Genomic DNA, 22,206 nt, shown 5'->3' on the forward strand with positions numbered 1-22,206 from the left:
CCAGCACCACCTAAAAAGGAAAATCTGAATTGTTATTCAGCTCAATGTAAGTATAACTGTCCGGGACTGTGCCGGGAGAAATAAAGTAATGAAAATAGAAGATCCAAATATCAAAGTGAAAATTAAACACAGTGTGAGCAATAAAGCTTGGAATATTGTTGGAACTGGTTTAGGATGTAAATATAAGGTAGCTAGAATACCGTATTATGAGATTGAAGGACATAGTGTTCAGTCTGAAATAGAAAAGTCAGAAGCTTTAAGGCACGCTAAGTTTATAGAATATTGTTTCAATAATTCTAAGATGATATTGGATAAAATTGAAGTGCAATGAGTACGCAAAAACTCCCACCTAAACATGCCGATTTAATTACTGCTGAAGATCTGGAAGTGATCACAGAAATGGCTGCGCAGAATAAAGCCTGTAAAGACATGGTAAAACTGCTGCATATAGATGCACGCAGCTTTATGAAAGCTTTTCGCAATAAAGAAAGTGAAATCTACCAGGCATATAAAAGAGGTCAGTTGCAGCTAGAAGTAACAGAAGACGATGCACTTATAGATCGCATTGCAGATGGTAATATGACAGCGGTACAGATTTCAGAAAACAGGAGAAAGGAAGCCAATTTTAAAAATGCAGTTTTTGACATTTTCGGAATATGAGGAAGCTGGAAGATGAATTTAGTGAGGTAACGCTTGGCACATTACAAAAGTGGGTGGCAACCCGCGAGACCCAGAATATGCCTGCTGAGCTTATCATCTATATGGAAATGATAGAACGCTGTTATCAGTGGCATCAGTCTATGGCACTTGAACCTGAGATCATAGATAATCTGCTTACCCACTATGATGATAAATTTAATGGCAACCGCAACCGCGCAAAGCAGATTTATGCAGATGCTATCAATCATTTTTACCTTGATAATGACATCACCCAGGAAGCCTGGGCAAATGTATATGCAGATCGATTAGACAAAGCAGCTATACTGATCATACGCACCGCAGAAAGCGCTCAGGATATCGCTAAAGCAAAAGACCTTTGGAAAGAAGCCGCAACATTGCGCGGCGCTTATGCTGAGAAAAAGGAACAACTACCAAAAGAAGTATACGAGCAGCGCTACTATCTATACACCAATAAGATCACAGATCTAGGTTTACCAGAACAATCGAGACCAGAAATCAAGGCAATAATAAGAGGATTACCACTACCTGCAGAAGAAATGCTGCGCCTGGAGCAGGAAGCAGATCTATTGCCTAAAACAATTCTAGATTGGAATGAGCCGGAGAAAGAAGATAAATAAGGCCTACGATCGCCTAAAAATACTTTTTGGAAGTTGGTTGTCGCAAATGGTAGCGATGATCGCACCACAGCATCTTGTTCTTATTCTGGGACGTGGTACCGGTAAAACAACAGATTTTATTGCCAGACGTACTATAGACATTTGCTACGATATGCCAGGTGCATATATCGCCGTATCTAGTGACACCTATATGAATGCCGTTAAAAACGTGATGCCTTCACTAATAGAAGGATGGGAACGTAACGGATGGATTGAGGGAATTCACTTCGTTGTGGGAGTACGGCCGCCTAAGAATTTTTATCCTAAAGGTTATGGTCCGCCATATAAACCACCCATCTCCTGGAAGCATACGATCACCGCTTTTACAGGAACACACTTTAAATTAATATCTCAGGACAGACCATCAACCGGCGCAGGTGATTCCTACCAGCACATTATTGCTGATGAGATTAAGTACCAGGCGGAAGCTAAGTTTAACAAACTGAGTCCGGCGCTGCGCGGTGAATTTGTGCGTTTTGGTCATTCGCCTTATTACGGCGGCACCACAATGACAACAGACATGCCTAATCCTAATCACGGTGAGCATGATTGGTTTATGCGTCATGAAAAAGGCATGAATAAACAGCAGATCAAGGCGATTTTGTATGCTGCAGATGAGCTGAACAAAAGCAGGATTGCACGTATGCGTGCTGAAGAGAAAAACGATCAGGATGCTATAGAAAAAGCAGATCGCGATATTAAAACGTGGGATGCAGAATGGAGAGCTGCGCGGAAGGATAGTACCTTCTTTTACCGTGCCAGCAGCTTTGTTAATATTTCGATTTTGCGAGTTGAATATTTCAAAACAATTTTGAAAAAAATGAATGTGCGGGAGTTTTTGACTTCCATACTTTCAATTGCTCCTACGCTTGAAAAAGGGCAGATGTTTTATCCCAATCTGGGAGCAAAGAACTTCTATAGTGATGGTTATAAGTACAGCAATATTGATAAGTCAAATGATGCACGTGATATAGAAGTTAATAGCCTGGACCTGAAATACTGTAATCCTAATCAACCCCTTAAAGCGGGATTAGATACAGGTAAAATGTGTAGTCTGGTAATTGGCCAGACAGAAAGTTTGAAAATAGAGCGGATTCTAAAGTTTATACATACTGTACCTCCAGACTTTTTGATAGATCTTGGAGAATTATTCCGTGAGTTTTTTAAACATCATAAAATGAAAGTTCTTAAAGTGTATCATGATCCTGCTAATAACCAGTGGCAGAGTGTTGGTGAAGATCACGCAAGCAAGTTTAAGAAAGCAATAGAGTATGATAAAGAAGGCAATAGAACCGACTGGGACTGCCAATTGATGAACCGTGAACGCGGTACAATTTTACATCAGACAGAATATGAACTTATGCTGCAGATGTTAGTTCAAAATAATACGGCAGGCCTCCCTATGCTTTTAATAGATCAAAACGAGTGTGCCCCCCTTAAATCATCCTTACAGCGTGCAGAACTGGTTTTAAAAATAAACCGGAAAGGTGAGAAATCGCTGCATAAGGATAAGTCTTCAGAAAGTTTGCCAAATGATATGCTGCCATTCTATTCTACGAATCCTTCAGATGCATTAAAGTACTACGTAACTACTCCAGAAAACCTGAATCTTATTGCAGGAGAATCTGTGAGTTTTGGGGGAGATCCTTCTATTCATTAACACCATTTGTTTACTTAACAAATTTAAATGGGGAGATATTGGGCTTGTTCTGCACGATTTTAGCGGTATTTAACCTGCTTTTCATTTGTAAGAAATTGAAATTCAAAGAGAAAACCTCAATCATCTACAAAATTAAAAGTGATCAGTCACGAAAGATACCGCCACGCCATCTCCTCTTTATGTCGTTACACATCTCTCCATTTTCGAGAAATATGACTGCGGTGTCCACATAGCTTTTGTATGCTACCGCTATCATTGTACTATGTCAAGGCAATCTAATAGCACAATTACTACCTACGAGCAGGCAATTGAGGTCATGAAAGACCTAACCAAGCAAGGCAAGGCATTTAGTATACGCTTCATAAAAGAGAACGGAGAGATATCTTACATCGATAAGGCGCAGCTGGGCAGGATGAAATCAAGCGGCTCTCTGCAGTACCTGGTGCCAATATTAAATGTGGAGAATAAAGAACGCCGCAAGGCTCATATCACACGCCTTCTGGCTATCAATCAAACTTTAATCATTTTACAAAGATGAACGGATTAACCCGCATAAACGCTAAAGACTATCTATCCGTTAATGAGACAGGAGCTTATTACTTTGAGGTTACTGGTCGTGGTGCAACTAAAGAGAATCAATTAAACGCAGAAACACCAGCAGAGTGGGGTGATCTTGCGATGGCTGCAGGTGACTATGAGTTCATACCCTTTGGTAATAATGACGATGTACCTAATCAGATAGTAGATGCGGTATATCCCAATCATATTGCCCCACGCATACAGAACCGTAAGATTGAGTTACTAATCGAGCAAGGGCCATACTTATACCAGGAAGAGGCAGACGGTACTAACTTCACGCGTAAGCCGGTCATTGATGCGGCAATCAAGCAATGGCTGGAAGAGCAGAACTACCAGGAGCAGCTTCACTGTACAGCTGGTGAGTATTTCCATGTGAATGCAATTGCCAACTTTATGTTCCGCAATCGTGCGGGTCGTATAGGATCTCGCTCCGGTATCGCTAAAACCGAACCTATCTCTGCCACTAACTGGCGTCTGGCATACAAGAAAACCCCAAATAAAAAATATCTCGTTAAACCTACTCACATTATCGTAGGTGACTTTAAGAACAAAAAGCAGGACACGTGGGATGTTTACCCAATTTATGATCCTTTAGAGCCTACTAAATACCCTATCTCTATTCACTACACAGTACGTAGATCTTTTGGTGTGCCGTATTACTCAGCACCTGAAATTCTTGGCGCTATCCCCTGGATAAAAAACTCTACTGCTATACCTAAAATCCTTACGGCACTTACTGAAAATAGCCTGAACATAAAATGGCATATACAGTCTCCAGCAGCTTATTGGGAAGAGAAACGTAAAATCCTAAAGGGAAACCTGAAGGATGGCGAAAAATACAGCGAAAAGATGCTTGATGATCTGCGAGATGAGATTCTAAAGAAATTAACTCAGGTATTATCTGGAGTGGATAATGTGGGTAAATTTTGGCATAATCCATACGTAGTAACTCTTATAGGTGGTACTGCACATGAGCAAGGCTGGAGGATAGAGCCTATCGAGCAAAAGATACTTGATTATGTGCGTGCTCAACTTGAGATAGCTCAACAGGGTGACCGTTCTGTACTTGCTGCTTTTGGTCTACACAGTGCCCTTGCAAATGTGGGTGCAGATGGTAAAAGCGATAGTGGTGCAGAGCAGCTGTACGCACTTACTAATCATCAGCGCACCTCAGTAATGTTGGCTGAATATTACGTTACAAAAGCCCTTAACGATGCGATTAAAGCCAATTTTAATACAGATATCAAAATAGGTTTCTGGCACATAAACGTTGCCCCGCTTCAGGAACAAACACCGGGCAGCAGAGCTAAAAATCAAAATCCTACAATATGACACCTATAATTTTTAATAAGGCCGATAAAGGATATGAAGAGCTTAAGGCACTTCTGGGATATTTTGATGCTCAATTCAATTTTGAGGCACTGATACCAGATATTGAGCAGCAAACGCCGCTTTTAATTAATTACATAGGTAAAGAGGCGTATCTCACTGCATTATACCACTACGACGCTGATAAAGCTCCTGAAGGTTTTACGCCTATTGCAGATAAAGATGATTTGCAAAATGCAATTGTAAAGCAAATGCAGACGTACATTATTACTATGGCTGCGCTCAATTATATGCAGTCTGGTGATCTTGAGCATACCAATTCAGGAAGAAAGCAAAACCGTACAGACAATCAGGTGACGCCGTGGGAGTGGCAACTTGACCGTGACAATGCTGCACACCTTAAACGGGCTTACCGCGCGCTAGATATGTTGATTGCTTATCTGGATGAGCTAAATCACGAATCCTGGACAGATTCTGACGCATATAAAAAATCACGGAGTCTCTTCATTTATAAAACCCAAATACTTGATGATATCTACCCAATAAATAACAGCGGACAATTATATTATCGCATGGTCCCGTTAATGGCAGATCATGAGATCGAGAGTATATACCCACTAATTGGTTCAACCAAATACACTGAATTAAAAGGTATCATAGAAGGAAATACTGAAGCTGATATCTCACTTGAAAACAAGGTGCTTTTAAATCATATTCGTAAAGCCATTACGTATCTCACCATGGCAGATGCTTATGATATGCTGCCTGTAGAGATGTTCCCAGATAAGGTTGAGTATAATATGAAACCTAAAGACTTTACCGCCGTTTGGGAAGAAAAGGTGCAGCGTCTACGCGATAAAGCGCAACTGCATTTGCGCAATGTAGAGCAGCAGTATGCCATCATCAATATGACTACCGCTACTGTTGCCAGAGATCCACTTAGCGGACTAAATGAAGAGAATAACCACGTATCACTATAATTTAATATCATGCCGTATTACTCATTTAATAATATTAAAAAAGGAGCTGAAATTCTACAATCTTTAGAAGAACAAATGCTTAAAAGTAATGGTGCATTTCTATATACAAAGAAAGCTAGAACTAAATAATTATCAAATTACTATGAAAATTCACCTACAACTGTACACTGGTCAATTAATCAACTTTTTCATCTCCTGGTTCACCATCAAAGGATGGAAGAAAGCTATTGCCGAAAAGAAAGCCAAAAAAGAGGCTGAGTTCTTTGGTGATGCACTTTTAAACCTGCAGGATCATGTTAATGAAAAGCGTCAAAAAACGCGCGAAACAGTTGTAAAATCGGCTCAAAAGAAGCTAAAAACGCGCTCTATATTAGGTTTTCATGGTGGGAGATCTGTCACTAAAACAAAGCTTAAAAATCACCAACTCGCAACCGCTGTTGAGGGTGAGAATAAACAAATTCTTAATGATTCTGGTCTAAAGGTCAATAAAAAGAAAATGGTCATAGAGAATGCATAGCATCGAGATACCATACAACAAGATAAAGCTTGACTTTCCGGGCAACATTGCAGAGTGTACGACTTCAGAGTATATTGATTTTGCAAGGCTCAATTATGACTATTCCCTGGGCGAGATTAATTTTCAGGAACTTAAAGTACAGCTGCTTTATAAACTGCTCAACTTAAAACGCAAGGCAGATATGAGCAAAAAATCTAATGCGGTTGTGGCAGAGAACATTTTCCGCATTGGCGAACTATTAAACTCCTTCTATAAAACCACACGACAGGATGGTAAGACCTTTAAAGAGGTAGATCTTAGCTGTATCACTAATAAAATTCGTTTTTTTAATCATGGTGATGAACTTGTTTATGGCCCCACGGCTGCTCTGGCTAATACCGTATTTGCTCAATATCTGGCTGCAAATGACAGTTTTCACGATTACACAGCTACCAGGCAAGAAGAATACCTCGATCTGTTGGTAGCTCAATTATACTGGCCTAAAGGCAAAAAGTACGATCCTGAAGCTATAGAGAGCAGAGCAGAATTAATGAGCAATGTTGATACCGGTATAAAATATGGAACATATTTGTTTTATGCTGCCTGCCAGAAGTGGATGGCAACACAAAATGCGCTGCCTATAGGCGGGGGTAAAACGGTAGATCTTACAGTATTGTTCTCTCAAAAAACAGGAGAAACAACCGCTACACCCGGTATTGGTATGCTGGGCACCTTGTATGATCTGGCAGAGACGGGTGTATTTGGAGACATACACGCCACCGGAAAACAAAACACCTACGACATTCTGGTCTATCTGGTAAACAAACACCACGAGGCCGAAAAACTTAAACGCGATGCTAAGAATAAAAGACCTTAAAGAGTTTCTGGCACTTGCCCAGTCACAAATACCAGCCATAAAAGACACGCTTATGGTGGCCAGTGAGACCCGCTATGCGCGAAAAGCCCGCGACATTAGGCATGAGGGTGACGATGTGTTTTTAATTGCACTGCTGCCCGGGGCTAGACCTTTAAGCAATGATGAGGATAATGTGCGCTTTGGCAATAATCTCTCATTTATGTGTATTAGAAAGCTTGATGGCAATGCCGGTGACGATGCATATACAGAGGCTTTTGAGATCTCCCAAGATGCCACACTGGCACTTTTTAAGTTTATACACGACCAGACTAGCAATTTTGAGGGACATTGTGTTTTTAAACACTTTGTGATGTCTAGCCTGCAAATACTCCCCGTAGAGAATTTTCACCAGACAAATGGATGGGATCTAAGCATTAGTCTTAAGACTAATTTTAAGTGATAAATTACGGATACCTGTAAAGCTTATTGATATTAATTGATTGGTACAGAATTTGTTTAGTATAAGTTAAGAATTTGTTTAACTACAAAATTTAATCTAATATTGTAATCAGGTTCAATTACTCTAAACCTCGGGAAAAGGCAGATGGAAACAACAATCAACAGTAATATCGTTACTAATAACGAAAAAGTTTTTGCTAAAAGCTCTGAGATATTCGTAGACTTTACAGAGGAGGAAAAACTGAATAATTTTTTGGATAAAGTCTTAAATATTAAGAAAGAATTCAAGGAACTATTTGGCATGCTAGATAATTATGTTGAAGATGCTATAAAGGAACTTACCGGTGATATTGATCGCAAAGGATTAAAATTGCGTAATGTTTATCTTAAAAAAATTAAACAGTCAATTAATAGTTTACTTTCTACAATAGCAGACGCAGACACACAAACTAAAGCCAGTTTTTTAACCGAAAAAGCCTGCTTACAAGTATACGTAGAAGAAGTTGGAGAATTGATTAAGGACATAGAAATGAGATCTTCTAACAACAAGCAATTAGATGAATTGCTTGCAGACTGTCCTGACTTTTGATAATATATCAGACTACAGATTATATTTACCATAAAGAAAAAATCACCAAGAAAGTAAAGCATTATAAGTGCTTAGATTCTCAAATTGAACAATTCTTTAAAGATCATCCCAATCACGATGAAATATGTGCTGCTTCGCAACCAATACGTCAGGGGACTAATATATCTATATTCAAAAAAAGACTTCCAAACAGTACAATGAATAAGGGTACACGTGGTGGATATCGCATTATATTTTTGAGTAATAAAAAATCTGGTAATATAATTCTCCTCTCTGTATACCCCAAAATTGGGCCTAAAAAGAAAACAGATCTAGAAATTGGTGAGTTGGAGAAACTCATAAAAAATTCTTTTCAGGAAATTGCAAATAAAACCTTAGTAGAATATTAATAACTACTGTTAAGGTTTCCCGTAATCATTCTTCATAATAATTTATTATTTTGTAGCCTCACTACAAATCAAACAGTTATGAAAAGTTATGATATCTCTATTTATAATGGTACAATGGAAAAAATTAAGAATGCAAAATATAAAAATGATGGTGTTTATGAAGAAGAAATGAATACTCGATTAGAAAGGGTTAAGGCATCGATAATCTGTAAACCATTATTAGAAGATAACAATATTAGAGACATTTTAGATTACCTTGATGTTCTTACTGCTACAAAAGCTGATCAACTAGAATTATTAAACAGTGGGGAAGTAGATAGATTGAATAATGAATTAATGAGAGTATGGAAACGATATTCATTTCTCGAAGAAGAAGAGAAAAAATTAAATGAAGGGGGATAATTACGATTACAATTATTACATCTATTTTCCTATTTTATAGCCTCACTACAAATCAATTTTATGCTTGACTTCGAGAAATGTCCTAATTGTGATGCAGCAATAAAAAAAACTACATTTTCCTCAAATGAATTATTATCTGCAAATGACACCGCAATAATTAATGAATATAATTCCGAAAAGAAAACTGGATATTGTAATAAATGTTCTCTTAAGCCATTTAAAGAATCTGTAAACAAGTTGAAATCTGAAATTACACAGTTGAAAACTGATTTAAGAACTTTAATTAAATATATACCAATTCTCACGATACAAAATTTACCAGGCTGGAATTATAAAATTTTAGACATGGTTACTGGGCAATCAACTACGGGTACAGGAGCAATCACTGAGTTCACATCTAGTTTCACCGACTTTTTTGGAGTACAATCAAACCGCCATAATAGTAAAATAAAAGCTGGTGAAGAGTTATGTCAAGCCCAATTAAGAACATTTGCCTATGAGATGGGAGGAAATGCAGTAATAGGTGCAGACATAGATTATTCTGATTCTGGAGATGGTAAGGGTATGTTGATTGTATGTATGTCAGGAACTGCAATACTCGCTGAAGAAAGTTGTTTCTCTGCTTCTCAACAAAAAGGATTAGCTCTTTTGAAATCCAAACGAGAAAGATTAAATTATTTACGGAAATTCAAGTTATATGTAGTTGCCTAGATTTATTTTCTCATCCAAACATACTATTGCTTTGTACCCTACATGGCTTTACTTTTACTGTGTTTTAATATTCAAACATTTTGTATATCTTTGAGATGTCCAATAATTACGTTAATGAATACTTCAAAAAACATTTTATTAAAATCCCGCCACTGGCTCACCGGTAATCAATCCGGTGGTACTATCTTCATTGATGTGTTATTGGACAGCCTTGGCGGGTATTTAAAAAAATTATTATGTCCAATAACACATCAACACAGTCAACGAAAAACAACGAACATGTTGTTGAAGCATTAAAAGAGCTTATCCGCTTAGATGATGGCGGTATTAAATTCTGGCGCGAGTATCACAAAACTTTATTTGATACCTTTTTGCGCTCAGACCTTGCAAATGATCATGAGGTGCGCACCAATTTTATGACCGCCCATGAAGAGAATATGCAATTCTTCTCAAAACTTAAAGAACTCAATAACGAGGTATTTACACCACAATCTTAATAACTGTTGCAATGAAAAAATTTAAAAAAATACTTATCGTTTGGGACAACGACACCGTTGTGGCATTAGATAACGCTACACTAAAAGATGTTTGGGAATACGTAAACCGTGGAGAGGCTTATGAAGAAGAAGAACCATTACCATCAATTGTAATTGGTGACGGTGACATTATTTGTTACCAGGATTATCAATTTGGTCTGTGTTACGACTCAGAGCAACTGCCTGAGGAAGTACTGCTGCGTGAGTTGAGCCTTAATTTTGATTTACTTGAAAATCGTAAAATTATCGTAGAACCAGCGCACGCGTAAAAACTAATTTTCACCACAAACCTAGCCTCGCAAACCGCGGGGCTTTTTTTGTTTAGGTGTGGCTATGCTACTGACTGCACTGAGTAGCTCCTACAGGGCGTATCGAAGTGTCCACATACCTTTTTACCGCTACCGTTATCATTGTAATATGAGCGCGGTAGACACTTTAAAAAATAATAATCCAGAAAATTTCATTGCCCGTAAATACATAGACCAGGTTCTAGAAGAAGGGGCACAGAACATCTTTGCAGAGCAAGATAGAATAAGGTCTGGCCGCGTGGCTTCACGCAATAATAACTTAGAGCAGATTTTAGACCAGCGACATTACACAATAGCTACAGGTACATTGTCTATTACCCATAACATAGCGCAGCGATTTGTTGACATGAATAAAAAAGCCAAGATTAAAATTCATGATAAAATTATTTGGTCAGAATACAGCTTGATGATTAGAAAACTGCGCTATGGTTTTACAGAACAGGTAAAGCAAATACTTACTCAGGATCAAAAAATAGACATCAATGGCTAGTAAACAAATTTCAGATGAAAAGCTAAATATTGATGTGGTAATCAATGGTGATCCCGCCCGTCAGGAACTTTTAAAACTTGAGCAGGCGCAAAAGAAGTTGAAGGAAAATGGGGATGCTCTTACCAAAACCAAAATGGATTTGATTAAAGCTGGTAAAAAAGAGAGTGAGGGTTATAAAAATATTGTTAAAGAAATCACAGCTAATAATAAGGCTATTGAAGCGAATAGGGCAGCACAAAAAGCTCAGAGAAATGCTATTGATTTAACAAAACTGACAATGAGAGAGCTTGCAAAAGAATCTCGATCATTAAAAGCTTTATTATCAAGTGCTGTCCCAGACAGTACAGAATGGAATGTATACAAGAGACAATTACAGGATGTAGAAGGACAGCAGAGAAAACTAAGAAGTGATATAAGAGGCACTACGAAAGCAATGGGAGATAGTGCTAAAAATTGGTTGGCAACTGCTTTTGGTGTAGGTGTATTTATTGAAGCCGGAAGGGAAGCTTTACATTTTGCTAAACAATGGATTTCAGATGCCAGACAAATGGCAGTCGAAGCGAAAGGGGTTGAATTTGCTTATAAAAGATTAGGTAAACAAGGTGAAGACGCATTTTTACGTATAAAAACCGCAACAAGAGGCTTAATGGCAGACCTTGATGTTAAACGCTCTATAGTAGAGTTTGATAATTTTGGTTTATCTCTTGATAGAATAAATAGTTTGATGGAGTTTGCCTCTGTAAGAGCAGCTCAAACAGGGAAAAGCTTTGATTACATGTTAAACTCCCTGGTAGAAGGACTATCAAAAAAATCAGCTCTGCGTATAGATAACCTGGGTATTTCTGCGGCAGCACTTAATCAGGAACTGGAAAAGACACCAGATTTTGTAGAAGCAGTGGCAAATATTGCAGAGCGAGATATTGCAAAAGCAGGTAATATACTTGATGAAGCTGCTAGTTCATCAGCACAATGGGATGCTACTCTGGCAAACCTGCAGCTGAGATTTGGTAAATTATTTAATGATTCTGGTTTTATTCAAAATTTACAGCATGCAGGTGCAAAATTGTTTGAAATGATTACACCTACAAAATCTGTTACAGAGCAACTGGAAGATCAAACACAAAAGGTTTTAAACCTGAATAATCGCCTTACTCCACTTGTTGACGAATACGATAATTTAAAAAATAAATCAGAGCTTACAACCGATGAGCAAACCCGCTTAAGTGAAATTATACAGGAAATTGCTAAAATTACGCCCTCAGCAATCACCGCCTTTGATGAATATGGTAATGCGCTTGATGTATCTTCAGAAAAAGCCCGTGACTTTATTAAAACCCAACAGGCATTATTGCAATTTAGAAATCAGGATGCGCTTAAAGAGCAAACCGCTCAACTTGAAGAATATCGCAAAGCTGCGGAGCGTGCGCAAACTGCATTGTCTAAACGTGATACTCAGGGTGATGTAGTTGTAACTAAAAGCACAAGCGTGGGTACTGGAGGAGCTTCTACCGTTACCCGAAAAGCGACAGATGAAGAGATCGCTGCATTACAGAATCAACTTGCTAAATACCAACAAATGATATCTGGAGCAGAGGCTAGTATTGAAGAATTGTCTGGTGACTATCTTAATAAATATTTAGAACGCCAGAAAAAACAAACACAAACCGCTTTGGAAGAAGCTCAAAAACGGGCTGATGCTTTAGGGGTAGAATACAGTCCTGAAGCTACCGCCGGCCAGATTGAAGCTGCTATAAAACAATGGGAAAGTTTATCAGGTGAGCGACAAAAAGAAGCAGAGCGCAGAATAGAAGAAGCTAAACGCACCGAACAGCAACGCCTTGAAGCTATTAAGAATCTGGAAGATCAATACTTAAAGGAGAAAGAAGATCGCCTGGCTGTATCTAATGAAGCTCAGGCAAAATTAAACCAGAAACGTGCATTAAAAGAAGCTGAAGATTTAAAAGCTGGGCAAGAATTACTTGATCAAATAAGGGCAGAGCATAAAATAAAAATAGACGAAGCCAAAGATAAGGATGAAGAAATCGAATTACAACGCATAAAAGATTTTGAAGACCGCAAACGCGAATTGGAAAATGAGATTGCGTTATCAAAAGCAGAGACAGATCAGGAAAAAGAAATGCTTCAATTAGAACAAAAAAATGAGGCAGAACAATTAAAACTAGAACAGGATCTTGAGCGGCTTCAACTTAATGAAGAACAGAAAACTGAACTTTTAAAATTACTTACAGATGCTCAAAATGCCGCTATTTTTGAGATAGAAGAAAAGTGGCGCGGGAAAAAGCAAAAATCTGAAGAAGATTTAGTTAAAGAAAGAAAGCGATTATTAAATGAATCTTTAGATGCTGCAATTAATGCTGCCGGACAAGAAACCAAATTAGGACAAGCGTTACTAGCTGTCAAACAAATATTAGCTTTAAAAGAATCTGCTATAGAATTTGCAAAGTTCAATCAAAAAATGGCTTTGCAACAGGCTGAAACTACTGGTCATATTGCGACAGGCTTTGCGGCCACAGCTGCAATTGGTTTCCCTCAGAATGTACCTTTAATCATTGGTTTTGTAGCTCAGGTGGCTGGATTAATAAGTACAATTAAAAATGTAGCAAGTAAGGGTAAAAAGAATAAAACTCTTCAAGGCTTTGAAGATGGTTTATATCCCGTTACTCGTACAGACGGTAAGCAGTTTAAAGCAAGATATGGTGGTGGTACCAAAACTCAGGTCGTAAAACAGCCTACATATTTTAGCGATTATTTAACCGGTGAAGCGGGTCCTGAGTTAATTGTAGATAGTAACACATTTAAACGATTAGACCCGGCCATTATTAATCACATACTCTCAGTGCGTAATGGGATGCGAGGTTTTGAAACTGGCTATACATCAAATGCGGCTACTCAGTCAGTACCAACTTTAGATCCTATTGCTCAGCAAGAACAGAATAGGCTGCTTTCAGAACAGAACCAGTTATATATGGCTTTGCTTCAAAAAATGGATACTCCTTTTAAAGCGTATTCCGCATTTGGATATGAAGAAATAGAAAAAATAAATCTACTTATCGCAGAAGCAGAGAAATCAAAACAAAATGGAACGTTAGCATGATAACATTAAAAAGACATCCTAAAGAAGGGCGCGTATTACTCAACAATAATCCTTGTGTAGTTATCGCTCAGGTAGATCCTGATCCTCAGGTTTATTATCGTGTGGTTATTACTGTTAATGAAGATGAGCAATTTGAAGAGAGCTGGAGTAAAATAAGTGACCGTCTTGAGATTGATCTGCGCCATTTTTATACCAATAGATTTCCTGCTCAATCTTATGATCTAAGTACTTCTACGATTACAAAAGTAAATGAGCCGCTTATCCAGATTAATCTCACCATTAATGAATATGCTCTGGCAGATGATTCTCTTATTAGCACTCAGGATGTACCTCAATTCTTTATGCTGGAGACTTTCATGCCAGATGTTTTTGATGATAGTGCGAAATTAAAATTGCTGGGTAGCACGATAAAAGACAGATGGGTGCATCAATTTTCAGTGATCAGGGTTATGTTTTATTTCAACAATTCTATAGCTTCTAAAATAAGATACACCCTTGTTAATGATCAACATGAGAATCTAATTGTAAAAGAAATCAATGAGATATCACCTGGCATTTATATGTTGCAGTTAAAGCTTGATATTGTAAATCTTACCAAGGTTAATTACCTGCAGATAGGTGATGAGACTAAGAATTATGAGCAGATTGTGCTGCGGCTTAAAGACATTAGCTACTATTCAGCTACACCTATTCTTTATAAGAACATACATGGTGCATTTGTTAGCGCAGATCTATTTGGTGAGACAAGTATAGAATATCCTCACGAGCGGGAATCTTACCAGCTTAATGATGATAGTTATGCTACTTACCAGGTAACTACTTCTACAGCTATACAGATAAACACGGGTCATTTATATCAATCACAAATTCAACTCTTAAAGAACATCAATGAGTCGCGAGAGGTGTTTTTAAAACTCGATAACACTTATCAAAAAGCGCGTATAGCGACCAGAAAATCGCCAGGAGCGGTTAAAAATCAGTTCTTGTATGATGGTACAATAGATTTTATTATTGATCCCATTACAGGAGATAACGATTCTAAATTTGATGTGATATGAGTTTAAGGATTCTGGTAAATGATATTGATATTCCTTATAAAAAGGAAACACTTAAGATGAAATTTGAGAGTAACGCATTTAATGATAAATTTAAGGCCGTTCACAATCAATACCCGTTTCAGCTAATTAAAACTCCGGCGGTTTTAAAAGAATTAGAAGTAGATCGTTTACAGTCTACTACAAAAAAGGTAATCATAGATTGCCTGGTTGCCAAAGGTAAAAGCGTATATAGCGGTAAACTCATCTTACTGGAGGTTTTTACTAATACAATAAAAGCAGATCTCATTTACCACAGTGCACTTATTGATCTTGTAGATCAAAATATACGCTCATTTATGCCGGTAATTTCTTTGTTGGGAGGTGATCTTAGTGAACCCTATTCTGAAGAAACGTCACTTATTTTTGATCAGGATCTTATCGCAGATGAAACGGCAACTGATATTTATAAGACATTCCCTGAACGTGATTATTGCTTTCCGCCCATTAACTTTCCTGAAAAATTTAGAGAGAATGATAATTTCAATCCACGGTTTACACGCATCAATAATACAGAATCCTTGATTTCTCCACGTGTATTGATAAATTTTTATGATGATACAGATGGGCAGAATATAGAGGTTACTAATATTAATATGCTTTATCCCTGTGTATTTCTTTTGGCTCCCTTAAAACATGCTGTTGCCAGTATAGGCTACAAGCTAACGGGGTCTTTTGTTGAAGATGGTATGATAAAAGCATCCTTTTTCTATAGTAAAGAACATCAAATGACCAGATACACAGGTTTTGCACAAAAAACAGAATTAAATTTTGATGGTGTAGAGCCAGAATATAGTGAGGAATATGAGTGTAATGTCAAGGTAGTTACTATGGTGGTAAATACCATTGGTAAATACAAGGTTTCCGGCAGGATGTTACCGCAATCTGAATCAAGAAATGAAATGCCTTACATATTTCAGGATGGTTTAGACCTTTACAAATTAAATTACAGGGATAATAGATTTTTTCAACAACACATAATAAAATATTCAATAAATCCCGATGATCATTATGATGCTTCTTCCGGCTATATAGAAGGTGATTATGAGTTTGAAGTAAAAGATGAATCTAAGGTAGGCGAGATTTTAACCTTTACTCTAGTTCCGGTCATAGAAGATCAATTCCCGCTTATAGCTGAGTTAACTGTAGATTATGAAGTAGATTCAAAAACATTCTATCAGTTTCATCCCACTATTGAATTGGCTCGTTTTATTCCAGACTGGACCGTGGGAAAAATGCTTACCGCATTAATGCAATGGCGCAATGTAGATATTGATGTAGACGATAACCGTATGGAGGTGATCATAAATTACAATAATGAATTATTGCTTAATGATGATTATGTTGATCTGTCAGGCTACGATTTTAAAATAGGGTCTCCACAATTATCAAGCACTAAATTCTTTAAGCTCAAGGCGAAAAACAGCGATGAATCATTCATTCAATATGGGGCCAATGGTATAGATAATGTAACTGTACAAACAGAATACACTGAAGAGGTAGAGAATGAATTTAAGTTCATTCCTTCAAACGGATTACAGGCTGTTATGAACAATGATATAGAAGCGCGTGATGGTGTAGGAATAGGTGTTTACAATGCGATAAATATTCCTATTGTAGCATCCGGTTATTTTGATCGTACGCTTACTATTGATGGCGATAAAGGGATATTTCAGGAAGACTGGAAAACCTGGTTACGGTTTAGGCTAAATGCTAAATCAATTTCTGTTGAAGGCGCCTTGCCGGCAGATGTAATAAACTTGATTATTAAAAAGAAAAAGGTTTACATCAATCACCAGATGTATATGCTGCGTGCTATAGAAGAGTCTGAAAATGGAGTGATCAATCCTGTGAAGATCGATCTGGAGAGCGTGAGCTTTTAAATATACTACTCATTTTATTCATTTGTTCTCTTGCCAGATCCTGCACATCATGTGAGTAGATCATAGTGGTTTTTATACTTGAATGACCTAATATTTTTTGAAGTATCTCAACATTTCCGCCTTTAGCTAAATATTGACTTGCAAAAGTATGCCGACTAACATGCCAGGTTAGTCTCTTTTTAATGCCCACTACTTTCGCAATACCTTTAAGCTCCTGATTCATGTATTCTGGTGTGTATACATTTTCAAACAAGAAAGGGAACTCTAAAATCTCCATAAGAAAATCTGTGATGGGTACCTTTTGTTTGATATCAGATTTTTGATTGTAGTTCAGGATGTAATCACCTATAATATCTTCTTTGCTCAGGCGCATAAAATCACCCAGACGTATACCCGTTAAGCAGCAGAATATAAATTTAGTCGTTATGATCTTGTGTGTTTCGTTGGTAAAGTGAGCCAGACGATAGCTGTCAAGTCGGTCAAGTTCTTCCTGTGTAAGACTGGTGCGGTGCCCGGAGAAACTTTTCACTTTTATATCACTAGGATCAAAGTCAAATCTAATGCCTGATTTTTTTGCCAGGTTCAAATACTTTTTAATATTCTTGAAGGTGGTGCTAATCGTATTGTTCTGATTTTTTTCCTTGGTTTTAAGATGCCCTCTGAATTTTTTTAACCAGTCATTATTAATATTAGCGAAACTTAAAGTAGGGGAGTACTTCTTTATTTTCTCAAGACAACTTTTTTGTTGTCGATAGGTCCCAGCTGCCAGTACTTCTTTTTCAATAGCCAGAGCTTCCTCATAAAAAACTATAAAATCAAGTCTTGATGTAGGATTATTTAATTCATGCAGCAAAAGATCTATGGTAAGATGTGTCTTTTGTAACCTATATTCTACTTGAATACGGTTAATGTCCGCTAGCTTTTGTTCAATCAGTAAATTGAGATCCTGATGCTGTGGGTGCTTTTTCTTGAGACGTTCCTGTCGTTCATCCCATAATTTAGGTTCAACATAAATTTCAAGAGGTATTTTTTTAACAGGACAGTCTTTTTGATAGAGGCGCATGTATAATGCAGCCGTACCATCTTTTCTAATGTAATCTTTCTTAATGCGAACCCCTGCGCTTATTTGTGTCCCAATCATATTCTGTGGGACAATTTGTGGGAAGAGTTCTCTGTAATTGGGAAAATGTACCATATCTGACTTTTTTGGTGAAGCCCAATAAAATCAAGGCATAAACGGCTATCCTTTAAAAGATAGCCGTGGCCTTTAATATGGTTTATAGTGGAATTTGTGACCTCGACAGGATTCAAACCTGTAACCTTCTGAGCCGTAATCAGATGCGCTATTCAGTTGCGCCACGAGGCCTTTTTAATCAGCAAAAGCAAATAATTTCTTACCCTTTTTGCGGGTGCAAATATAATTATATTTTAAGTATGCACAAGTGCTTTTTAAAAATAAATGAAATCACATTTTGCAGAGTGCGTGTAAGATCAAACGATCTCTGCACTTAATCCCGCTTCAAGCAGTTTTGAGCACTTAGGAACCAATTCTTCATAGCTACCTGTTTTTACTGTGCATTTGCCTTTATAATGAACAATTAGAGAGCATTGTTCAGCCTGGTTAGGTGTATGTTCACAAGCTGCGATTAATGTCTCTATTACATAATCAAATGTGTTTACATCATCATTATATAGAACGATCTCACTATTAAGAAGTTCCTGTACGAGGACATCTTCCTTTTCCTGAATTTTCTCTTTGATACTCATTGGTTTATAAATTACTAACAATTAGTTTTTTACAAATTTACAAGCTACCCAATTATTTTTTTCAAAATTCATGATAAAATTAAGTCCGTGTTTGTTGCTTTCACTCGTTATAGCCGGAATATCTTTTGTATAAAAGCCACTAAGCAGTAAAATACCTTCTGGAGAAAGACAACTCGCATACACAGAAATGTCTGCTAGTAAGATATTCCTGTTGATGTTAGCAATGATAACGTCATACTGTTTATCATCAAGCAGTTTTACGTCACCTTCATAGACACTTATGTTCTTAATATTATTACGTTCAACATTTTCTAGTGAATTCTCATAACACCAGTTGTCAATATCAATGGCCTCAACAGGATCTGCACCGCGCATTGCGGCTAATATGGCAAGAATACCAGTGCCACATCCCATGTCTAAAGTCTTTTTACTCGTAAGATCAAGTTTTAAAATATGTTTGATCATAAGATGTGTGGTCTCATGATGACCGGTTCCAAAAGACATTTTTGGTTCTATGACTATGTCATATTCTGTATCGGGAACCGGGTGAAAAGGAGCTCTTACGGTGCATTTACCATCAACTTCTATGGGTTCAAAATTCTTTTCCCATTCTTCATTCCAGTTAACCGGCTCGATTTCAGTTTTAGAAAAGCTAATTTCAAATGTATCGTCAGCAAGTAGTTCAAAATCGCTTAAAAGGTCTCCTTTTATCTCTGCCGATTGTATGTAAGCCTTTACTCCCAGATCTGTTTCTTCAAAACTTTCAAAACCTATTTCAGCCAATTGAGCAATTAAGATCTCTACTCCGGGAATGAGCGGTTCTATCTTAAAGTCATATTCTGTGTATGCTACCGCCATTAGTTAAAAAGCGTTTACAATGGCCATAAAATCGTCAGCTTTTAATGAAGCGCCGCCTATTAAACCACCATCTACATCTGGCTTAGAAAAGATTTCTTTCGCATTAGCTGGTTTTACACTACCACCATAAAGTATAGTAACATCATTAGCTAAAGATTTGCTGTATTCATCTTCAACAGTTTTTCTGATAAAAGCATGCATTTCCTGAGCTTGCTCTGGTGATGCGGTTTCTCCTGTTCCTATTGCCCAGACTGGTTCATAAGCAAGAATAATGTCTTTCCATGAATCTGCTTCTAAGTGAAAAAGAGCATTTGCGATCTGCTTGTTCACTACTTCAAAATGCTCACCGTAATTGCGGTCTTTTAACTCTTCACCAAAGCAATAAATGATACGCATACCATTTTTAAGGGCTGTGTTTACTTTTTCGGTTAAAAGAATTTCATCTTCATTACAGTATGCACGGCGTTCACTGTGACCCAGGATCACTGTTTTTACACCTACGCTTTTTAGCATTTGTGCCGAAATCTCACCGGTAAACGCTCCAGAATCTGACTGATGCATATTTTGAGCTGCAACATGAATATCTTTATCGCGTAAACTTTCAAAAGCGTTGAATAATGAAACGAATGATGGTGCGATTATAACTTCAGCATCAGAGGTTTTTGGTATGGCTTTAAGCCCGGTGATTAAATCCTGAGTTTCTGAAAGGTCGTTGTTCATTTTCCAGTTACCGGCTACTATTTGTTTTCTCATCGTATTAATTTTGTTAGATTTTGATCAGTTGTAGTTATTGCTCTGTTTAGTTTTATTTTTCCGTTTTTATCGATAAGCATATATCTGGGAATCCAGTCTAAATTTACAGACTTGCCCAGTTCTCCTTTCCATCCCGCTTTCACGAAATAATGTTCTCCTTTCAGGTTAAAACGCTCTATTCCTTCGTTCCATGATGTGACATCTTTATCAAGCGACAGAAAAACATATACTAACTGCGGATTATTTCCCTGTAATTCTTTAAGATGCGGAAAACCCTGTATGCAGTCTTTGCACCATGAGGCCCAGAAATCTATTAAAATCTCCTTTCCTTGATTCTCTTCCAGAATCGATGCAAGATCTACCGCATCACCATCTAGTGAGATCATATCTTCACTAAGCGCTTCTTCAGAAAATCGCTCGTTTTGAGCAAAAATCGGGCTGCTAAGGCTAAAAATTAAGAAGATTAAAATATATTTCATAAAAAAATGAGAATAAGCTATAAAATTAGGTTTAGAATTTTTAATGTACAAATAGAAGTTTACTTAAAACGTATTTTTGGGTCTAACCAGCCGTAAATCACATCAACGAGGATGTTAATGACGATAAACATAGAAGCTATAACAAGTACCGAACCCATTATTATAGGCAGATCTAAGGTATTTAACGCATCTACAATTTCCTTTCCTAAACCATTCCAGCCAAATATGTATTCTACAAACACCGCTCCTGCAAGCATAGATGCAAACCAGCCAGAAACCGCGGTAACTACCGGGTTTAAAGCATTTTTTAAAGCATGGCGGGTAATTACCTGATAATTATTGAGACCCTTTGCGCGTGCTGTACGTATATATTCCTGATTATAAACTTCTAACAGTGAGTTGCGCATTAATTGTATGACAACAGCCAGCGGTCTTATGCCTAAAACAACTGCAGGCAGCAGTAGATTCTTCCATTGTATTGTGATGCCTTCCCCATAATCATCCATCTCATATAAGCTGCCTGTCATATTAAGATTTGTGTATTTGTGTAGTACGAAACCAAAAAGCCACGCAAACAAGATTGCACTAAAAAAGCTAGGTACACTCATTCCCAATGTGCTTACGACCTGAATAAATTTATCAATCCAGGTATCTCTAAAATTGGCCGAAATAATACCCAAAACAATGCCTATAAAAATGGCAATGCAAATGGCGCTAACGGCCAGAACGAAAGTGTTGGGCAGAGTTTCTGCGATAACTTCGGTTACCGGTTTGCCAGATTTTTGAAAAGATTCTCTTAAGTACGGTTCCTTTATAACAACATCAGTTTTTGCGACATTAAAAAGATGCGTGTAATTGTATTTTTCCGTTTTTAAAGACGTGTAATTGTCTGCGTTTTCTGAATGAAAAGAAACAGGAGACAGATCATTTAGATAATATAAATACTGGGTAAAAATAGGCTGATCAAAACCATACTTTTTTTTAATAATCGCTAACTGTTCCGGATCTTCATTTTGGTCAAGCATCATTCTGGCAGGATCACCGGGCAGCACCGTAAATAATAAAAATATCACGGTAACAACGCCAAAAATGGTTAGTAGCGCATAAAAGATTTTATTGAGGAAGTAGTTTGCCAA

At 37.4% G+C, this 22,206-nt stretch carries 26 protein-coding genes and 1 tRNA gene; 20 read left to right on the forward strand and 7 right to left on the reverse strand.

Going from position 1 to position 22,206, the window contains the following annotated elements:
* The first annotated feature begins 88 nt into the window (after positions 1 to 88).
* The 20 genes from ACH3O9_RS11340 (at position 89) to ACH3O9_RS11435 (ending at position 17,213) form a co-directional block, all read left to right on the forward strand.
* Positions 89 to 331 (forward strand): hypothetical protein, encoded by a 243-nt coding sequence (locus tag ACH3O9_RS11340; RefSeq protein ID WP_416440476.1) that lies wholly within the window; start codon positions 89 to 91, stop codon positions 329 to 331.
* Entirely contained in the window at positions 328 to 660 is a 333-nt protein-coding gene (locus tag ACH3O9_RS11345; RefSeq protein ID WP_416440478.1) for a hypothetical protein, read from the forward strand. Before ACH3O9_RS11340 ends, ACH3O9_RS11345 begins: the two co-directional genes overlap by 4 nt.
* Positions 657 to 1,298, forward strand: a complete 642-nt coding sequence (locus tag ACH3O9_RS11350) for a hypothetical protein (protein WP_416440480.1) — start codon at positions 657 to 659, stop codon at positions 1,296 to 1,298. Before ACH3O9_RS11345 ends, ACH3O9_RS11350 begins: the two co-directional genes overlap by 4 nt.
* Positions 1,273 to 2,997 carry a hypothetical protein gene (locus tag ACH3O9_RS11355; protein WP_416440482.1) on the forward strand — a complete coding sequence of 575 codons (1,725 nt, stop codon included), beginning with the start codon at positions 1,273 to 1,275 and terminating at the stop codon, positions 2,995 to 2,997. Before ACH3O9_RS11350 ends, ACH3O9_RS11355 begins: the two co-directional genes overlap by 26 nt.
* 262 nt (positions 2,998 to 3,259) lie before the next feature.
* Complete coding sequence (locus ACH3O9_RS11360) at positions 3,260 to 3,535, forward strand: hypothetical protein (RefSeq protein WP_416440484.1); 276 nt, start codon at positions 3,260 to 3,262, stop codon at positions 3,533 to 3,535.
* On the forward strand, positions 3,532 to 4,908 hold the full coding sequence (locus ACH3O9_RS11365; RefSeq protein ID WP_416440486.1) for a hypothetical protein: 1,377 nt from the start codon (positions 3,532 to 3,534) through the stop codon (positions 4,906 to 4,908). Before ACH3O9_RS11360 ends, ACH3O9_RS11365 begins: the two co-directional genes overlap by 4 nt.
* Complete coding sequence (locus ACH3O9_RS11370) at positions 4,905 to 5,885, forward strand: DUF6712 family protein (protein WP_416440488.1); 981 nt, start codon at positions 4,905 to 4,907, stop codon at positions 5,883 to 5,885. The genes ACH3O9_RS11365 and ACH3O9_RS11370 overlap by 4 nt, the downstream gene beginning before the upstream one ends.
* A 142-nt stretch (positions 5,886 to 6,027) precedes the next feature.
* Positions 6,028 to 6,402 (forward strand): hypothetical protein, encoded by a 375-nt coding sequence (locus ACH3O9_RS11375; RefSeq protein ID WP_416440490.1) that lies wholly within the window; start codon positions 6,028 to 6,030, stop codon positions 6,400 to 6,402.
* On the forward strand, positions 6,395 to 7,258 hold the full coding sequence (locus ACH3O9_RS11380) for a hypothetical protein (protein WP_416440492.1): 864 nt from the start codon (positions 6,395 to 6,397) through the stop codon (positions 7,256 to 7,258). The genes ACH3O9_RS11375 and ACH3O9_RS11380 overlap by 8 nt, the downstream gene beginning before the upstream one ends.
* Positions 7,236 to 7,697 (forward strand): hypothetical protein, encoded by a 462-nt coding sequence (locus ACH3O9_RS11385; RefSeq protein WP_416440494.1) that lies wholly within the window; start codon positions 7,236 to 7,238, stop codon positions 7,695 to 7,697. Before ACH3O9_RS11380 ends, ACH3O9_RS11385 begins: the two co-directional genes overlap by 23 nt.
* Before the next feature lie 144 nt (positions 7,698 to 7,841).
* Positions 7,842 to 8,285: a hypothetical protein gene (locus ACH3O9_RS11390; RefSeq protein WP_416440496.1), complete on the forward strand. Its 444-nt coding sequence runs from the start codon at positions 7,842 to 7,844 to the stop codon at positions 8,283 to 8,285.
* Entirely contained in the window at positions 8,282 to 8,674 is a 393-nt protein-coding gene (locus ACH3O9_RS11395) for a hypothetical protein (protein ID WP_416440498.1), read from the forward strand. Before ACH3O9_RS11390 ends, ACH3O9_RS11395 begins: the two co-directional genes overlap by 4 nt.
* Positions 8,675 to 8,752: 78 nt before the next feature.
* Positions 8,753 to 9,076 (forward strand): hypothetical protein, encoded by a 324-nt coding sequence (locus ACH3O9_RS11400; RefSeq protein WP_416440500.1) that lies wholly within the window; start codon positions 8,753 to 8,755, stop codon positions 9,074 to 9,076.
* A gap of 60 nt (positions 9,077 to 9,136) precedes the next feature.
* Positions 9,137 to 9,787, forward strand: a complete 651-nt coding sequence (locus tag ACH3O9_RS11405; RefSeq protein WP_416440502.1) for a heavy metal-binding domain-containing protein — start codon at positions 9,137 to 9,139, stop codon at positions 9,785 to 9,787.
* Between the two features lie 236 nt (positions 9,788 to 10,023).
* Entirely contained in the window at positions 10,024 to 10,284 is a 261-nt protein-coding gene (locus ACH3O9_RS11410) for a hypothetical protein (RefSeq protein WP_416440504.1), read from the forward strand.
* Between the two features lie 11 nt (positions 10,285 to 10,295).
* The gene (locus ACH3O9_RS11415) at positions 10,296 to 10,592 is read left to right on the forward strand and encodes a hypothetical protein (RefSeq protein ID WP_416440506.1); all 297 of its coding nucleotides are present in this window, start codon (positions 10,296 to 10,298) and stop codon (positions 10,590 to 10,592) included.
* A 148-nt stretch (positions 10,593 to 10,740) separates the two neighbouring features.
* A complete protein-coding gene (locus tag ACH3O9_RS11420) occupies positions 10,741 to 11,121 on the forward strand; it encodes a hypothetical protein (protein WP_416440508.1) in 381 nt (126 codons plus the stop codon).
* Positions 11,114 to 14,236: a hypothetical protein gene (locus tag ACH3O9_RS11425; RefSeq protein WP_416440510.1), complete on the forward strand. Its 3,123-nt coding sequence runs from the start codon at positions 11,114 to 11,116 to the stop codon at positions 14,234 to 14,236. The genes ACH3O9_RS11420 and ACH3O9_RS11425 overlap by 8 nt, the downstream gene beginning before the upstream one ends.
* A complete protein-coding gene (locus ACH3O9_RS11430; RefSeq protein ID WP_416440512.1) occupies positions 14,233 to 15,294 on the forward strand; it encodes a hypothetical protein in 1,062 nt (353 codons plus the stop codon). The genes ACH3O9_RS11425 and ACH3O9_RS11430 overlap by 4 nt, the downstream gene beginning before the upstream one ends.
* On the forward strand, positions 15,291 to 17,213 hold the full coding sequence (locus ACH3O9_RS11435) for a hypothetical protein (RefSeq protein WP_416440514.1): 1,923 nt from the start codon (positions 15,291 to 15,293) through the stop codon (positions 17,211 to 17,213). The genes ACH3O9_RS11430 and ACH3O9_RS11435 overlap by 4 nt, the downstream gene beginning before the upstream one ends.
* On the opposite strand, the gene ACH3O9_RS11440 is transcribed toward ACH3O9_RS11435, so the two are convergent.
* The 7 genes from ACH3O9_RS11440 to ACH3O9_RS11470 all read right to left on the reverse strand — a co-directional run bounded on the left by ACH3O9_RS11440 (position 17,173) and on the right by ACH3O9_RS11470 (position 22,206).
* Positions 17,173 to 18,408: a tyrosine-type recombinase/integrase gene (locus ACH3O9_RS11440; protein WP_416440516.1), complete on the reverse strand. Its 1,236-nt coding sequence runs from the start codon at positions 18,406 to 18,408 to the stop codon at positions 17,173 to 17,175. The two genes, ACH3O9_RS11435 and ACH3O9_RS11440, sit on opposite strands and share 41 nt — an antisense overlap.
* Before the next feature lie 97 nt (positions 18,409 to 18,505).
* A tRNA-Arg gene (locus ACH3O9_RS11445) sits at positions 18,506 to 18,579 on the reverse strand.
* 125 nt (positions 18,580 to 18,704) lie between these two features.
* Positions 18,705 to 18,980 carry an ATP-dependent Clp protease adaptor ClpS gene (locus tag ACH3O9_RS11450; RefSeq protein ID WP_416440518.1) on the reverse strand — a complete coding sequence of 92 codons (276 nt, stop codon included), beginning with the start codon at positions 18,978 to 18,980 and terminating at the stop codon, positions 18,705 to 18,707.
* A gap of 21 nt (positions 18,981 to 19,001) precedes the next feature.
* The gene (prmA, locus tag ACH3O9_RS11455; protein ID WP_416440520.1) at positions 19,002 to 19,838 is read right to left on the reverse strand and encodes a 50S ribosomal protein L11 methyltransferase; all 837 of its coding nucleotides are present in this window, start codon (positions 19,836 to 19,838) and stop codon (positions 19,002 to 19,004) included.
* A gap of 3 nt (positions 19,839 to 19,841) precedes the next feature.
* Complete coding sequence (gene tpiA / locus ACH3O9_RS11460; protein WP_416440522.1) at positions 19,842 to 20,591, reverse strand: triose-phosphate isomerase; 750 nt, start codon at positions 20,589 to 20,591, stop codon at positions 19,842 to 19,844.
* Positions 20,588 to 21,070, reverse strand: a complete 483-nt coding sequence (locus tag ACH3O9_RS11465) for a TlpA family protein disulfide reductase (protein ID WP_416440524.1) — start codon at positions 21,068 to 21,070, stop codon at positions 20,588 to 20,590. Before ACH3O9_RS11465 ends, tpiA begins: the two co-directional genes overlap by 4 nt.
* Before the next feature lie 59 nt (positions 21,071 to 21,129).
* Positions 21,130 to 22,206 carry an ABC transporter permease gene (locus tag ACH3O9_RS11470; protein ID WP_416446678.1) on the reverse strand — a complete coding sequence of 359 codons (1,077 nt, stop codon included), beginning with the start codon at positions 22,204 to 22,206 and terminating at the stop codon, positions 21,130 to 21,132.

Source organism: Leeuwenhoekiella sp. A16 (genome assembly GCF_047946675.1).
In the GTDB taxonomy this organism is placed as follows: domain Bacteria; phylum Bacteroidota; class Bacteroidia; order Flavobacteriales; family Flavobacteriaceae; genus Leeuwenhoekiella.

Excerpts from the sequence above, each read along its gene's own strand:
- ACH3O9_RS11340 (WP_416440476.1), top strand. The coding sequence starts at position 89 with ATGAAAATAGAAGATCCAAATATCAAAGTGAAAATTAAACACAGTGTG.
- ACH3O9_RS11345 (WP_416440478.1), top strand. The coding sequence starts at position 328 with ATGAGTACGCAAAAACTCCCACCTAAACATGCCGATTTAATTACTGCT.
- ACH3O9_RS11350 (WP_416440480.1), top strand. The coding sequence starts at position 657 with ATGAGGAAGCTGGAAGATGAATTTAGTGAGGTAACGCTTGGCACATTA.
- ACH3O9_RS11355 (WP_416440482.1), top strand. The coding sequence starts at position 1,273 with ATGAGCCGGAGAAAGAAGATAAATAAGGCCTACGATCGCCTAAAAATA.
- ACH3O9_RS11360 (WP_416440484.1), top strand. The coding sequence starts at position 3,260 with ATGTCAAGGCAATCTAATAGCACAATTACTACCTACGAGCAGGCAATT.
- ACH3O9_RS11365 (WP_416440486.1), top strand. The coding sequence starts at position 3,532 with ATGAACGGATTAACCCGCATAAACGCTAAAGACTATCTATCCGTTAAT.
- ACH3O9_RS11370 (WP_416440488.1), top strand. The coding sequence starts at position 4,905 with ATGACACCTATAATTTTTAATAAGGCCGATAAAGGATATGAAGAGCTT.
- ACH3O9_RS11375 (WP_416440490.1), top strand. The coding sequence starts at position 6,028 with ATGAAAATTCACCTACAACTGTACACTGGTCAATTAATCAACTTTTTC.
- ACH3O9_RS11380 (WP_416440492.1), top strand. The coding sequence starts at position 6,395 with ATGCATAGCATCGAGATACCATACAACAAGATAAAGCTTGACTTTCCG.
- ACH3O9_RS11385 (WP_416440494.1), top strand. The coding sequence starts at position 7,236 with ATGCTAAGAATAAAAGACCTTAAAGAGTTTCTGGCACTTGCCCAGTCA.
- ACH3O9_RS11390 (WP_416440496.1), top strand. The coding sequence starts at position 7,842 with ATGGAAACAACAATCAACAGTAATATCGTTACTAATAACGAAAAAGTT.
- ACH3O9_RS11400 (WP_416440500.1), top strand. The coding sequence starts at position 8,753 with ATGAAAAGTTATGATATCTCTATTTATAATGGTACAATGGAAAAAATT.
- ACH3O9_RS11405 (WP_416440502.1), top strand. The coding sequence starts at position 9,137 with ATGCTTGACTTCGAGAAATGTCCTAATTGTGATGCAGCAATAAAAAAA.
- ACH3O9_RS11410 (WP_416440504.1), top strand. The coding sequence starts at position 10,024 with ATGTCCAATAACACATCAACACAGTCAACGAAAAACAACGAACATGTT.
- ACH3O9_RS11415 (WP_416440506.1), top strand. The coding sequence starts at position 10,296 with ATGAAAAAATTTAAAAAAATACTTATCGTTTGGGACAACGACACCGTT.
- ACH3O9_RS11420 (WP_416440508.1), top strand. The coding sequence starts at position 10,741 with ATGAGCGCGGTAGACACTTTAAAAAATAATAATCCAGAAAATTTCATT.
- ACH3O9_RS11425 (WP_416440510.1), top strand. The coding sequence starts at position 11,114 with ATGGCTAGTAAACAAATTTCAGATGAAAAGCTAAATATTGATGTGGTA.
- ACH3O9_RS11430 (WP_416440512.1), top strand. The coding sequence starts at position 14,233 with ATGATAACATTAAAAAGACATCCTAAAGAAGGGCGCGTATTACTCAAC.
- ACH3O9_RS11435 (WP_416440514.1), top strand. The coding sequence starts at position 15,291 with ATGAGTTTAAGGATTCTGGTAAATGATATTGATATTCCTTATAAAAAG.
- ACH3O9_RS11440 (WP_416440516.1), bottom strand. The coding sequence starts at position 18,408 with ATGGTACATTTTCCCAATTACAGAGAACTCTTCCCACAAATTGTCCCA.
- ACH3O9_RS11450 (WP_416440518.1), bottom strand. The coding sequence starts at position 18,980 with ATGAGTATCAAAGAGAAAATTCAGGAAAAGGAAGATGTCCTCGTACAG.
- prmA (WP_416440520.1), bottom strand. The coding sequence starts at position 19,838 with ATGGCGGTAGCATACACAGAATATGACTTTAAGATAGAACCGCTCATT.
- tpiA (WP_416440522.1), bottom strand. The coding sequence starts at position 20,591 with ATGAGAAAACAAATAGTAGCCGGTAACTGGAAAATGAACAACGACCTT.
- ACH3O9_RS11465 (WP_416440524.1), bottom strand. The coding sequence starts at position 21,070 with ATGAAATATATTTTAATCTTCTTAATTTTTAGCCTTAGCAGCCCGATT.